Annotated in this window: 12 protein-coding genes and 2 tRNA genes; 2 read left to right on the top strand and 12 right to left on the bottom strand. The window is 37.9% G+C overall.

All coding sequences use genetic code 11. The annotated features are described in order from the left end of the window. Positions 1-53: 53 nt before the first annotated feature. The 9 genes from uxaC to ACFSR8_RS15295 all read right to left on the bottom strand — a co-directional run bounded on the left by uxaC (position 54) and on the right by ACFSR8_RS15295 (position 9,699). On the bottom strand, positions 54-1,460 hold the full coding sequence (gene uxaC / locus ACFSR8_RS15335; RefSeq protein ID WP_380293611.1) for a glucuronate isomerase: 1,407 nt from the start codon (positions 1,458-1,460) through the stop codon (positions 54-56). A gap of 7 nt (positions 1,461-1,467) precedes the next feature. Further along, positions 1,468-2,646: a DUF4861 family protein gene (locus ACFSR8_RS15330; protein WP_380293609.1), complete on the bottom strand. Its 1,179-nt coding sequence runs from the start codon at positions 2,644-2,646 to the stop codon at positions 1,468-1,470. Between the two features lie 18 nt (positions 2,647-2,664). Next, positions 2,665-3,507: a 5-dehydro-4-deoxy-D-glucuronate isomerase gene (gene kduI / locus ACFSR8_RS15325; RefSeq protein ID WP_380293607.1), complete on the bottom strand. Its 843-nt coding sequence runs from the start codon at positions 3,505-3,507 to the stop codon at positions 2,665-2,667. 14 nt (positions 3,508-3,521) lie between these two features. Continuing rightward, positions 3,522-4,697 (bottom strand): mannonate dehydratase, encoded by a 1,176-nt coding sequence (gene uxuA / locus ACFSR8_RS15320; RefSeq protein ID WP_380293605.1) that lies wholly within the window; start codon positions 4,695-4,697, stop codon positions 3,522-3,524. Between the two features lie 26 nt (positions 4,698-4,723). Further along, positions 4,724-5,551 (bottom strand): SDR family oxidoreductase, encoded by an 828-nt coding sequence (locus ACFSR8_RS15315; RefSeq protein WP_380293603.1) that lies wholly within the window; start codon positions 5,549-5,551, stop codon positions 4,724-4,726. Positions 5,552-5,892: 341 nt separating this feature from the next. Then, entirely contained in the window at positions 5,893-6,894 is a 1,002-nt protein-coding gene (locus ACFSR8_RS15310) for a GntR family transcriptional regulator (RefSeq protein ID WP_380293601.1), read from the bottom strand. Between the two features lie 482 nt (positions 6,895-7,376). Continuing rightward, positions 7,377-7,451, bottom strand: a tRNA-Pro gene (locus ACFSR8_RS15305). A gap of 21 nt (positions 7,452-7,472) precedes the next feature. Further along, positions 7,473-7,556, bottom strand: a tRNA-Ser gene (locus ACFSR8_RS15300). A 94-nt stretch (positions 7,557-7,650) separates the two neighbouring features. After that, complete coding sequence (locus tag ACFSR8_RS15295; RefSeq protein WP_380293599.1) at positions 7,651-9,699, bottom strand: HD family phosphohydrolase; 2,049 nt, start codon at positions 9,697-9,699, stop codon at positions 7,651-7,653. A 261-nt stretch (positions 9,700-9,960) separates the two neighbouring features. Between ACFSR8_RS15295 and ACFSR8_RS15290 the strand changes: the two genes are divergently transcribed. Together ACFSR8_RS15290 and ACFSR8_RS15285 are read left to right on the top strand one after the other, a co-directional pair. Beyond that, on the top strand, positions 9,961-11,139 hold the full coding sequence (locus ACFSR8_RS15290) for an acetyl-CoA C-acyltransferase (protein WP_380293597.1): 1,179 nt from the start codon (positions 9,961-9,963) through the stop codon (positions 11,137-11,139). A gap of 96 nt (positions 11,140-11,235) precedes the next feature. Continuing rightward, positions 11,236-11,985 carry a C40 family peptidase gene (locus ACFSR8_RS15285; protein ID WP_380293595.1) on the top strand — a complete coding sequence of 250 codons (750 nt, stop codon included), beginning with the start codon at positions 11,236-11,238 and terminating at the stop codon, positions 11,983-11,985. 22 nt (positions 11,986-12,007) lie between these two features. Here the strand turns inward: ACFSR8_RS15285 and serB are convergent, their stop codons facing one another. The 3 genes from serB to ACFSR8_RS15270 form a co-directional block, all read right to left on the bottom strand. Then, the gene (gene serB / locus ACFSR8_RS15280; protein ID WP_380293593.1) at positions 12,008-13,231 is read right to left on the bottom strand and encodes a phosphoserine phosphatase SerB; all 1,224 of its coding nucleotides are present in this window, start codon (positions 13,229-13,231) and stop codon (positions 12,008-12,010) included. Between the two features lie 168 nt (positions 13,232-13,399). Further along, a complete protein-coding gene (locus ACFSR8_RS15275) occupies positions 13,400-13,879 on the bottom strand; it encodes a hypothetical protein (protein ID WP_380293591.1) in 480 nt (159 codons plus the stop codon). A 29-nt stretch (positions 13,880-13,908) separates the two neighbouring features. Beyond that, positions 13,909-14,394, bottom strand: coding sequence for an ABC transporter ATPase (locus tag ACFSR8_RS15270; protein WP_380293589.1), 486 nt, complete (start codon positions 14,392-14,394; stop codon positions 13,909-13,911). Positions 14,395-14,439 lie beyond the last annotated feature (45 nt).

Genomic DNA, 14,439 nt, shown 5'->3' with positions numbered 1-14,439 from the left:
GCATAATCAAAATCGGCCGTAAAGCCAAATGTATTCAAATTAGTTGAATTGTATTAATTAAAATCAAAATAATTCTTAGCGTTGTAATAGCAGATGTCTTGAACCATTTTACCAAGAAACTCTAAGTCGTCAGGCAATAGGCCTCGCTCAACATCCTCTCCCAATAAATTGCACAAAATACGCCTGAAATACTCATGCCGTGGAAACGACAAAAAGCTCCTGCTATCGGTAAGCATCCCGACAAATCTACTTAATAGCCCCATATTAGACAAACAATTTATCTGGTTTTCAATACCATCTTTCTGATCTAAAAACCACCAGGCTGAACCCCATTGCATCTTGCCTGGGCAATCTGAATTTTGAAAATTACCCATCATAGTGGCAAAGGTTTCATTTTGCGATGGGTTAAGGTTATAAGTTATTGTTTTGGCTAACTGGTTAGTACTGCTTAACGCATTGAGAAATTTAGATAGACTATCTATCATTGTGTAGTCTCCAATGGAATCACAGCCAGCATCAGCACCGACCATATTCTGTAAATGATCATTATTATTTCTAATCACTCCTAAATGGAATTGCTGTACCCACTCTTTTTCATGGTATTTTTTACCTAAATGAAGTAAAACAGCGGAACGGAATTTTTGGGCATCTTGCTCCGAAAGCGATTCTCCTTTTAACTTGTTCTTAAATATTAAGTCAACTTCTTCTTCGTTAAAATCTATATAAGCAAAAGCGCCACTTATACCATAGTCTGAAAGCCTGCAACCGTTGTCATTAAAAAATTCGATCCTTTCATCAATAGCCTTAAAAAGTGCTTCAATACTATCAATTTTGAAACCAACGCACGTGGCTAGTTTTTCGAGGTAGTTTAAATAAGTGCCGTCCTTAATGAGCATCAGCGTATCCGGCCTAAATGTTGGAAATACCTTTGTGAAGAAATCAGATTTTGCAATCTCTTGATGGTAGTATAAATCATCTGTTGGATCGTCGGTGGTACACACTACTTCTACCTTCATATCCTCGAGCAATTGCGCGGGCGTTCTATCCTCCAAAATAGCATTGCATTTTTTGTAGATATCTTCTGCGTTGCTGGGTTGCAAGATGTCGTCAACACCAAAATAGCGCTTAAGTTCCAATTGGTTCCAATGAAACAGAGGATTACGCAATGTGTACGGCACGGTCTGAGCCCATTTTAGAAATTTCTCTTTATTTGATGTAGCCGAACCTGTGATATAAATCTCCTCTATACCATTAGCACGCATTGCCCGCCATTTATAATGGTCTCCCTTAAGCCATGCTTCGGAAATATTTTTAACAGGCTTATTTTCTGCAATTTCCTTGGCCGAAAGGTGGTTATGATAATCTATTATTGGCAAATCCTTGGCGTAAGAATGATAAAGCTCTCTGGCGACCTCAGTTTGCAAAATAAAATTGTCCGAAATAAAGTTTTTAGCTTTCATAAATCACTTAATCAATAGTTACTTTAAGTGGATTATTAATTTTTAGTGAAAATTCATCCAGATAGTTTTCCCATTTAGACTTGGAGGTAAAATCTTTTGACTCTTTCCACCCAAAGCCAGCATAATACATTGCAACTCCATTTTCCACTTTAATTTCAGCAAATAGGTTACTTTGATCCTTTAAAGGTGTGTCAAAGAGAACGCTTGATACCATATTATCATTTGGCACAACTATAGCTGTCCCTAATTCTGAATCCCCATGAGGTTGCCAATAAGACACCCATCCCGAAGTTTGATTTTCGGTGGGCTCACCATCCTTTTCATGGAGTGTTAATCCCGCATAGATGGTTTCTGCACCTTTCAATTCAATCTTAAATTTTGAAAGATGACTCCCATAATCTAACGATATGTGTTTCCTTTCTGAAATTTTGTTCCCTCCAGCATCCCAATCCGCATATTCCAAAATAAAACTTGTTCGTATTGGGCCAGTGGCAATCGTCTTCCATTTGGTAAAATTTTTGGAAATATAATAGATTGAATCACTCTTAACCGCTATGCCTCCAACACCGCGACTTACACCAACATGAAAATTATCCAAACCTTCGCCTTTGTCCTTATGATAGGCTCCCTTTTCTTTTTGATCTTCGGCATACCACTTGTTTATAATTGGGTAATCTACCTTTTTCAGCCATGCATCAATACCGCTGGTCAAGGTACCCCCTTTTACGGAATCTTCTACCATTTTTTGAGCGGTAGGCCCAAAAGTTCTAAAGGCCACTTTGTTATTTTCCCAGGCATAATCGTCAGTGCGCTCTGGGACAAACCTTGAATAACAGTAATCTGAAGATTCAGGTACCTTAGAGGATTCAGCTTTTACCAATTGAAACGTTTTTATTTCATTGGCTCCCATCTGAGGTTGAAAGAGCATTACATCGGCATTTCCATCTCCGTCTTCATCTACAAATTGTGATATGAGGAAGGTATTACTTTCTGAATCCTTGACCGACAAATGCTCAAATTCCGCATTCTCTGCCATTTTCAAATCAGACTTATTGATTTCAATAGTTTCAAAAGAGCGTTCAATATCCAATGGATTTTCCACTGTTACAATATACTGAGCTTGATGTTGACATGAGGTTAAACATATCATTATGGCTACCAAAACCTTGTATAGGCTTGCATTCATATTAGGTATATATAAGTTCTATCTTAATTCGGTTATTTTGGCAACATCCATATCGCCATAATCTAAATTCTCCCCAGCCATACCCCAAATAAACGTATAGTTTGAAGTTCCCGAACCAGAGTGGATCGACCATGGCGGAGAAATAACTGCTTGGTGGTTCTGCATCCAAATGTGGCGTGTTTCTTGTGGTTGCCCCATAAAATGGCATACGGCTTGACCTTCAAGAATATCCAAATAATAATAGATTTCCATTCTTCTGTCGTGAACGTGTGCTGGCATGGTATTCCAAACACTACCCGTTTTAAGCTCGGTCATCCCCATTTGCAATTGGCACGTATCTACAATACCACCAATTATTTGTTGGTTCACAGTGCGATGGTTTGCCGTTTCTAAAGACCCCAATTCAATTTTATTGGCTTCTGCCTTACTTACTTTTTTTGTTGGATAATTCCTGTGGGCCGGGGCCGAGTTGAGGTAAAATTTTGCAGGTTTTTTTGAATCTACACTTTTAAAAACTACATTTTCGTTGCCGCTACCAATGTAAAGTGCATCTTTTAGCGTTAGCTCATAAACCTCTCCATTTACTTCAACAATACCGTCACCACCAACATTGATAATGCCTATTTCCCGTCTTTCTAAAAAATATGATGATTTTAACGGGTCGATGGTTTCCAAAGCAATTGGGGCTTTCACCGGTACGGCTGAACCCGCCATATATCTGTCGTAATGTGTATAGACCAAAACCAACTGGTCTTCCTGCATTAAATTATCAATTAAAAACTCATCTCTTAACTCTTTGGTATCATACTGTTTTACAGCTTTTGGGCTTGATGCGTATCGCGTTTCGTAGTGTACTTTCATTTCTTTAATTCAATTTATATTGTTTGTTTTAAACCGTATTCCAATCCTCTTAACTCGGCCAGGCCTCGCAATCTGCCAATTCCCGAATAGCCAGGGTTGGTTTTTTTATGTAAATCGTCAAGCATTTGATGGCCATGGTCCGGTCTTACCGGAATTGCAAAATCGGCACGTCCTTCGGCACGCCTTCTTTTTTCTTCTGCTAGAACTTCTTTCACAATACTGTACATGTCCACATCGCCTTCCAAATGGTTGGCCTCGTAAAAATTACCATGCTCGTCGCGCTTTGTACTTCTTAGGTGAAGGAAATGTGCGCGATCGGCAAAACGCTTGAATATTTTCACCAAGTCATTATCGCCCCTTACGCCAAGGGAGCCCGTGCAGAAGGTAATACCGTTGGCCCTATCGGGAACATTATCGAATAAATAGGCATAGTCTGACTCGGTACTCACTACTCTTGGCAATCCTAAAATAGGATATGGAGGATCGTCAGGATGGATACACATTAAAACATTGTTCTCGGCGGCCACAGGAATGATTTCCTTTAGAAATGCCACTAAATGCTCCTTCAATTTTTGAGCATCAATATCCTTATATGTATCTAACACAAGCTGAAACTGCTCCAAGGTATATCCTTCCTCAGCTCCAGGAAGCCCTGCGATAATATTATTTATTAATTGCGTTTTTCCTTCTTCTGAAAGATTATCGAAATAAGCTTTGGCCTTCTCCTTCTGTGCTTCAGAATAACTATTTTCCGCTCCTGGTCGTTTTAATAGGTACAGCTCAAAACAGGCAAATGCCACTACATCAAATCGTAAGGCCTTTGAGCCATCTGACACCTCAAAACCTAAATCTGTTCTTGTCCAATCCAATACTGGCATAAAATTGTAGCATACTATATTAATACCACATTTGGCCAAATTCTCAATACTCGTTTTATAGGTTTCGATATAGTTTTGAAAATTCCCAGAGCGTGTTTTAATACTTTCATGAACAGGGATGCTTTCCACAACGCTCCAGGTTAAACCCGCCTCTTCTATTATATCTTTTCTTTTTTGGATCTCATCAACACTCCAAACTTCACCATTTTTAATATGATGAAGTGCAGAAACTACCCCAGTAGCTCCTGCTTGTTTAATATCCGATAAACTAACGGGATCATTGGGCCCGTACCATCGCCATGTTTGTTCCATAAATTTAAATCTGTTGTTCCTTTTAATTAAACTCCGCTGTATGCGCTAAATCCGCCATCAATTGGAACGACTACACCCGTTACAAATGATGCGCCTTCACCGCACAACCATAAAGTTGTTCCCACCAAATGCTCGGGCTCTCCAAATTTGCCCATAGGTGTTTGTTCTATGATTTGATTTCCTCTTGGGGTCAAACTACCATCTTCGTTAGTCAACAAAGTTCTATTCTGCTCAGTTAAGAAAAAACCGGGCGCCAAGGCGTTTACGCGAATACCAACTTTCGAAAAGTGCACGGCCAACCATTGTGTAAAGTTTGACACGGCGGCTTTTGCTCCGCTATAAGCTGGTATTTTTGTTAAGGGTGTAAATGCATTCATTGACGATACATTTAGAATACTACAGTTATCCCGACCTACCATATCTTCGGCAAAAATTTGGGTTGGCAACAAGGTTCCAATAAAATTTAAGTTAAACACAAATTGAATTCCTTTTGGATCTAAATCAAAGAAGGTTTTAAATCCTTCTGTTTTGTTCAGCAAGTCTTCTGCTTGTAAAAACGGGTTGCTAGTTGTACCTAATGGATGATTTCCACCCGCACCGTTAATTAAAATGTCGCATTTACCGAATGCCTTGTTAACCTCTTCTTTTGCCAAGACCAAAGAGTCTTTTTCTAAAACGTTGGCTTTTACCCCAATGGCTTTGCCTCCGGCATTATTTATTTTTTCTGCAACCTTGTCGGCAGCATCTTTGTTTAAATCGAGTAAGGCTATTTTATGTCCTTCCTTTGCTAATGCCTCTGCCATAGTACTGCAAAGCACCCCACCTGCTCCGGTTATTACTACTGTTTTTCCCATTTTCTACTTAGTTCTTCAATTATATTTAATTTGATTCAGTTAAAATTTGTTTATCTTATTTTTGAAACCAACGAAGCTCAGCTATATTGTGCTGAAAATGTATCTGCAAGATGGCTTTTTTTCTTGAAATAAGGGTATATCTGTTCGAAGATATTGTTATTGAGTCTATAAATCATACATCATGTCCTTAGTTCAACTTCTTGATCCTGGAAAAAGCACTTGGGACATATGCTCAAATAGTTATAGCAAATCTAAAAAACATACATGTTTAACCTGTCCTGCTCTGTCCTGATAAACTTGCTTTTTTTTCCGTTTTACGGAGATGGATTTATCAGAAGCACTTAAAGGGATTCCCTTAAAATTAGGTTAGTTTTTAAATATGTCTGCAATGGAGCATCGGCCGTAATAAATTGGGCGACTTTATTACCAAATTCTCTAAAATCAACCGAAATGACGGAGATGCCTTTTTTAGTAAAACGTTTTAACGGGGTATCGTTATATGACAAAATTCCAACATCCTTACCTACAATTAAATCGGCATCAGCACATTGACCAAGTAATTCATATAAAATGCGATCGTTCACACATATATAGGCTGTCTTCTTTTTAACAACCAGCTCTGAACCATTATTACTTACACTGTATTCTAAACGATTTGAATTACAAAACTTTTCGAAATATGACACACTTTCATAAGGGTGATGTGTATATTCAGGGTAGATAAAACATAACGCTTCATAATTCTTAAATAAATGAAGTGCGTCTTCCAAACAAGAATAAAACGCTTTGCCGAAATCTTGAAAAACATAATTTTCGGCCAATTTCAAATTAGCCTTCCAATCGATAAGCAACAGTTTATGTCTGTCAATTTTGGAAAGGGTACTTTCTACGTCTGGATGGTCAAAACCCATTACAATATATTTATAATACTTTCCGTTTTCAACATCCAGCATAGACTTGAAATTTTTGATATTATAGTGGTGAAACTGCAAATCAACTATTACATTATCGGGCAGGCAACCCATAAAGGAGTGATAAAAAACTTCTTTGTATGCCTTGAAAGTGCTAATTAACATAAGCACCTTTTTAGTGTTCTGAGATATGTAATAACCTTTGTTGGGGGTAGCCTGAATGTAGCCCTGTTTTTTAAGCAATACGTAAGCCTTATAAACAGTATCCCTTGAAACACTGTAATCCTTACTGAATTCGTTTATCGAAGGTATAGATTCGCCCTTTTTTAAAGCATTTGTCTCAATAGATTCCTTAAAAGCATTTACAATTTTAATATATTTCGGGGAATCATTATTGCTTAAATTCTTTAATTTTATAAGTTTAGTTGGCATTTCCTGTACAATCTGATTAGCTTAAATTTGTTCTTAAACTTTAGAAGGTTTTACCTCAAAATAAAAGGATATTAAAACAATAACTATCCTGCTGTGTCCTTTATCAAAATTTAACAATTTCGTAGAGTTTATATTCTATTGTCCTTTATCAGAACAAAGATTTTAACCAATTAAAAGCCCTTTAACTCAATGTGGTATTCGCATTGATTTTAATAATAATACCCTATCAATTCTAGATACTATTCTAAATTATTGATTTAATATCGGTGTTTGTTTTGTTAAAAATCTCATTCTAAGAATTTATCACAAAAAAAACTCGGTCTTTCCATATATATTTGACAGTGAAGAAACTTATTCCTTAATCTAAAAAACAACACACTAACAAATCCGCTTTCAAAAGGCACAAAAAAACCAGTAAAAATGTGTTTTACTGGTTTTTATTAATATAAGTGCCAAAGCATATTTCTTTAGTACCTATTCCGTCGGGGTGGCAGGATTCGAACCTGCGACCTCCGCGTCCCAAACGCGGCGCGATAACCGGGCTACGCTACACCCCGAATTGGCTATCTTTAAACTTGCGGAGAGACCGGGATTCGAACCCGGGCAACACTTACGCGTTGACAGATTAGCAATCTGCTCCATTACCACTCTGGCACCTCTCCCAGCTCTTTAAAGAACTTAGCAATCAAAATTGCGGTTGCAAATGTAAGCCTTCATCTTAAAGAACACAACTTTTTTTATTTATTTTTTCATTTTTTATTCAGGATATTCTATCCGTAAATGATAAATATTTGCAAGCTTGTGTTTTAGTATTTTTTTGATGGACTGTATTTCCTTAAACGTAATATTCGCATTCAAAAATTGCTCTTCATCAATCTGCTTATTGATAATGTTTTCAACAAAGGCATCAATTTTGGTGGACGTAGGGTTTTTTAAACTTTTTGATGCCGCTTCAACACTATCGCACATCATTAAAATTGCCGTTTCCTTACTAAAGGGTTTTGGTCCGGGATAACGGAACAGATCCATATCTATATCCTTATCCGTTTCTTTAGCCTTAATAAAAAAATAATAGACTACGCTGGTCCCATGGTGTGTTCTTATAAAATCAATGACCCTGTCCGGGAGGTTATATTTTTTAGCTATTTCGATGCCATTGATCACATGATCCGTAATAATCCTAGCACTTTCCGTTGAAGATAGTTCATCATGCGGGTTTATTCCCGTAGATTGGTTTTCAATAAAATAATTAGGGTTTACCATCTTCCCAATATCGTGATACAATGCCCCTACTCTAACAAGCATAGCGTTGGCCCCAATTTCATTGGCCGAAGCTTCGGCTAAATTTGCAACGTTTAAAGAATGGTGAAATGTTCCCGGAGCAATATTGGACAACTCCTTTAGTAATTTTGTATTGGTATCGGACAATTCCAAAAGCGATACATCGGAAACCAATCCGAACAATTTCTCAAATGCATAAATCAAAGGTTGAACGAATAATGTTGCCAATCCGCAAAGGAAAAACAACAGAAAGTTGGTCAAATCAATGGTTTCAATACTACCTTCATGAATTACAAAAAATGCGAAATACGCAATAATATAGATTAGAGTAATCTGCCCGACAGAAATAAAAAGATTGGCCCGCTTATAAAGTTCTGAAACCGTTAGTATGGTAACAATACCTGCCAAAATCTGCAAAAACATATATTCGTAGCTATTGGGAACTATTGAACCTAAAAGTAACACCGTAATCACATGGGCAAACATCCCAAGTCTGGCATCAAAAAAGGCTTTTAAAACCAAAGGCAGCACGCATATGGGCACCACGTATAAGAACTCCGAGTTATAGTTTACAACCAAAGTTGTGATAAACACCATCAACAATACATTGAAGAAAATAAAAGTAACCTTTGTATTGTTTTCAAACACTTCAATACGATACTTCCTCAGAAAAAGGAGTAACATCAGCAAGGCCAAAGCCACCAAAAGTGTATAGGCAAAAAGAATCCAATTGTAGTTGGACTCATTCCACACTTGCGACTCATATTCGGATTGAAGGGATTTCAAAATCTGAAATTTATCCCCCTCAACCACTTCCCCTTTGGAAATGATGAGCTGCTCCTTTTCTACACTTCCTCGGGTATATGAAATTTTATTCAAGTCGCTATTTAGGGCCTTTTCGGTAAACGACTTGTTATATTTCAGATCAGGCTCAATAATATCGAAAAACAATGCCACATATTGAGGGATGTAGATTTTCAAATTGCGCTTCATCAAAGCATTCTCGATGAAGTTCCTTATTTCATCCTGCTGTATCAAATTGGAAAAGGTGGTACTTTGCTTCTCAACATTTCCGCTTAGAATAGTCACCAACTTATCATCTTCAAAATTCATGGATTCGGAAAGGACACCATAAGCGTAGAGCTCATCGATAATATCCAATCCATTTTGTTTCAGCCTTTCAGAAAGCGTGTTGGAAATTGAGTCCGTAAAGTTTTCCTTAAAATCAGCTTCGTAATTTTTTAGGACTTTATTTTTGATGCTTTCATCTACATCGAAATATGCTGGCGCCCGGTTTTCAATATCCTGTATTTCCTTGGCAATTTCGGCATCAGATTTTTTGATAGCAAAATCAAAAGGAGCCTGCAAATCCTCTGATTGCCAAGGCTTTCCCCTTTCAAAATTATATTTAAATTTTCCACTCTTTGGAAAAAGATAAACAATTAAAAAGGTAGTGGAAACAAATAATAGGACCTTATAGATCAGCGAATGATTTCTGTAAATTTTATTGATAAAGTCCTTCATAGTTTATCTTAGTAAGTTCAAAAGTACATGAATTTTTTCACTTGAAAACTCACAAAAGACAAATGAAATAAATCACATGGACTAGGGAAGCAGTTACTGATACGAAACTGAGTTTTGTAGTTTTAAAATTTAAGAAATTCAGTTTTACAGAAGAAAAGTAATAAATTTTGTAGCGTTATCTTGATTTTTATAATAGCCCCAATCCTAATATTATATGTTAAAAATTGATTATTTTCGCCTGTAATAAACTCGCGAATAAAGATGGATTCAGACGTTGTAATTGTTTCTGTGGCAAGAACACCTATTGGTAGCTTTTTAGGGGCATTATCCACTGTACCCGCTACAAAATTGGGTTCGATAGCCATAAAAGGGGCTATGGATAAAGTAGGGTTAAAACCTGAATTGGTGGAGGAAGTGTTTATCGGCAATGTGATTCAGGCCGGTACTGGGCAAGCCCCGGCAAGGCAAGCCGCGTTGGGTGCAGGTATTCCAGATACGGTGCCATGTACCACGGTAAATAAAGTTTGTGCATCCGGAATGAAAGCCATTATGCATGCCGCTCAGTCCATCCGCTTAGGTGATGCGGAAATAATAGTTGCTGGCGGTATGGAAAATATGAGTTTAATCCCACATTATCTTTATGCGAGAACTGGAACAAAATTTGGCCCAGGTACTTTAGTGGATGGCATGCAAAAGGATGGACTCGTCGATGCTTACGACCAAAATGCGATGGGTGTTTGTGCAGATGCTTGCGCTACTGAATATGAGTTTTCAAGGGAAGATCAGGATGCCTATGCCATTCAATCTTACCAGCGTTCGGCGGACGCCTGGCAATCCGGAAAATTTAAAAATGAAGTCGTTCCAGTTGAAGTACCGCAGCGAAGAGGCGAACCGATTATTGTAGATACCGATGAGGAATTCACCAAAGTAAAACTTGAAAAAATCCCGAGTTTGCGCCCCGCTTTTACAAAAGAGGGTACAGTTACTGCCGCCAATGCGTCCACCATTAATGATGGTGCAGGCGCGATGGTTCTAATGAGCAGGAAAAAAGCTAACGAACTTGGGCTTAACATACTGGCTACTATTAAAAGTTACGCTGATGCGGCACATGAGCCAAAATGGTTTACCACAGCTCCGGCAAAAGCACTGCCAAAGGCTTTGGCCAAAGCAGGAATTGTTCAAGACGATGTTGACTTTTTCGAGTTTAACGAAGCCTTCTCGGTTGTAGCTCTTGCCAATATGAAACTGCTTGGTTTAAATGATGACAAAGTAAATGTTAATGGTGGCGCAGTGTCTTTGGGTCATCCGTTGGGTTGTTCGGGCGTTAGGATTTTAATTACTCTTCTGAGTGTTTTGGAGCAAAACGATGCCAAGATTGGGGCAGCCGCAATCTGTAATGGAGGCGGTGGTGCTTCTGCAATGGTTATTGAACGCCCCTAATAAGTTGACAGTGAACAGTGGTAGTCCCGATAGCTATCGGGAGCAGTTTAATTCGTATGGAAAACATTTTCTTTTTTTGATACTAACTTTTGATTGATGCAGTACGGAATTTGTAATTTAAGTATCGTTCCCTTAAGATTTGAGGCTTCTGACAAAAGCGAGTTGGTGTCGCAGGTACTTTATGGCGATTTTTTTAAGGTGATTGAACTGCGTAAGAATTGGAGCAAAATCCGTTTGGCATTTGATAAATATGAGGGCTGGATTGACAACAAGCAATACCTTGAAATTTCAGCCGAGGATTATAAAAGCCTTAATACCGAAACACCCAAAATTGCAACTGATTTGGTGGAATTTGTTCAAGATGAAAATGAACAACTGTCTCCTATCCCATTGGGCTCCTCATTGAATGGGTTGGCGCTTTTGAATCATCAATTCGATGGTAATTCTACTGAAGGTGTATCGGATAAATCGAATCTAGTCAACACTGCATTTTTGTATTTGAACAGCCCATATCTTTGGGGTGGAAAAACCCCGTTCGGTATTGATTGCTCTGGGTTTACGCAGATGGTATACAAACTTAATGGTTATAAACTGCTTCGAGATGCTTCACAGCAGGCTACGCAGGGTGAACCTCTAAGCTTTATTGAAGAAAGCGAGCCTGGGGATTTGGCTTTTTTCGATAATAATGAGGGAGATATTATCCATGTGGGCATTATCATGAAGGACAATTACATCATCCATGCCCATGGTAAAGTGAGAATTGACCGTTTGGATCACTCCGGGATTTATAACGTGGACAAAAAAACACATACCCATAAACTTCGGGTAATCAAAAAAATAGTCTAATTTGAAAGTATTCGGTTTGTTTCTACTCCAACAAATCAATATGCCTGTCATGGTAGCCCAGCAGATATAATACACCATCTAGCCCTATACTGGAAATAGAACTTTGGGCATTGTCCTTTACTTTTGGCTTAGCGTGAAACGCGATACCTAGACCTGCTAAATTGAGCATGGGCAAATCATTTGCCCCATCACCCACCGCAATAGTCTGGCTAATGTCTATACCCTCCTTTTCAGCAATTTCTCTAAGATATTCGGCCTTTTTGTTACCGTCCACAATTTCGCCAATATATCCTCCGGTTAAAGCGCCGTCCTTTATTTCTAACTGGTTGGCATACACATAATCAATCCCCAATTCCTTCTGTAAATAATGCCCAAAATAGGTAAACCCGCCAGATAATATCGCTGTCTTAAAACCATAACTGTTCAGGGTGTCAATTAATCTTCGCGCACCTTTGGTTATAGGCAAATTCTTGGCCACATCTTGCAAAACCTCCTCGCTCAGCCCCTTCAAGAGCTTCATTCTGCGTTTAAAACTTTCGTTGAAATCAATTTCGCCCTGCATGGCAGATTCGGTAATGGCTTTCACCTGTTCGCCTACTCCCGCCAATTCTGCTAGTTCATCAATGACTTCTGTTTGAATTAAAGTCGAATCCATGTCAAAACATACCAAGCGTCGGTTCCTTCTGAAAATATTGTCCTCCTGAAAAGCAATATCTACATCCAATTCTTTGGAAATCTGCATGAATTTCTCAGTGAATTCAGATTTATTGTTGATTTTGCCTCTAATAGACAACTGAATGGACGCACGAGGATACTCTTCCTTTTTGACTAGAGATAATCGCCCTGTCAATCGTTTTATGGAGTCTATATTAAGGTTCTTTTCAGAAATTATTTTTGTGACTTCGGAAATCTGCTCAGCCGCAAGTTTCTCACCTAAAATAGTGACGATATACCTGTCTTTTCCCTGCAAGCCTACCCAATGCTCATATTCATTAAGGGAAATTGGCCTGAACTTCGCTTTAATACCTAATTCATAAGCCTTGAACAACAAATCCTTTAAAACAGCAGCAGACTTTTTTCCTGACTTAATTTCAAACATGATGCCCAAAGACAAAGTTTCGTGAATGTTAGCCTGACCTATATCCAGCACTTTTGCGCCATATTCAGCTAAAACGCTTGTTAAACTAGAAGTTAGCCCTGGTTTATCAGGGCCAGAAATATTTAAAAGAAATATATCAGTAGCCATAATTTATGCTGTCCGTTTTGAAAGCTGTAAAAGTCACTAATCTATTTGAGAAATGAAAATTTTTTGGAATTTAATCCATTGCTATGAATTGTTGCGAGGGTTACACGAAACTTTGGTCGATATAGAGTGGACTTAAAATCAACTTGAAATTTATGAATTAGACGATAGCTAGTATTTTATACCGTTGTTATTTAATATTTCTTTTATTTCTGCTTTGTTTAACTTTCTAATCGTCCTTCCAGAATGACCATATAGGTCATAGGTATTTTTCGGCCTGTCATACTCTTTCAATGCGTAATTGAATTTTTCAGTTTCGTAATTGTAGTTAATTGAAACTATTGCTTTTATAGAATCGAACATAACAACATAATTGTCATTTTCCATTTCGATTCCTTTGTTCCATTTGTCAAAAGATACATATTTGGCGTAAAACCGTGGAACAGTCGTACTTTCATTTCTCCAAGTTTGATATACACTAGTATTTTTACCTGTCCTCACCATAGTTGAGTCAATTGCAACGAGTCCAATTTCAATCCGCTCATCGTTGAATGAAGTACCATAAAAAGTAGGGTGATATTTTTTAAATAACCCAAATCCAAGATGCAAAACCAGGATAAAACCCAATATTTTCCATAAATGGTTTTTCATTATTTGGCACAACTTTGTACTTAATCCTACTATTTCAAAAATCGGCCATGCCAGCTTTCGCTCGCAGGGACTTCCCAGTTCTCCTTAAATTCAGCAATACTAGCTACAAGATTGTTGAAGACTACAGTGTTCTTTGACACCGCTTTATCCTTTGCCATTTTTCTGAAATCCGTTAAAGATTTATAGGCCACAAACTCTCCCTGCTTATAAGACACATTCATTTTGTCCATTAGATCTACATTGAAATCTTTCTCCAACTGTTGGATAAAATTTACAGAAGCATCAATTGAACACCCTGTAGCAGAATTCAATTGTTGATTCAGCCCTATGACAATAAATCGCTTATATTTAATAGTATAGCCTGCCTTCAAGTCGGCTCCGTGAGCGGTCCAGTTTTCAATAAACTCAGCCAACCTTGACTCTATCTCTTCAATTTCTTCGGGAGTAAAAGAACGATTGGCTTGGTAAATCCAAACTCTGGCATCATCGGGCAATGTGTTAAAATCGACTAACATTTTTAATTTATGATTTACGTATTACGATTTTAGATTAAAGTCAAA

This window comes from Hyunsoonleella rubra (assembly GCF_042684665.1).
In the GTDB taxonomy this organism is placed as follows: domain Bacteria; phylum Bacteroidota; class Bacteroidia; order Flavobacteriales; family Flavobacteriaceae; genus Jejuia; species Jejuia rubra.
The sequence above is the reverse complement of the archived record's forward strand: the minus strand, read 5'-3'. Positions and strand labels throughout refer to the sequence as shown.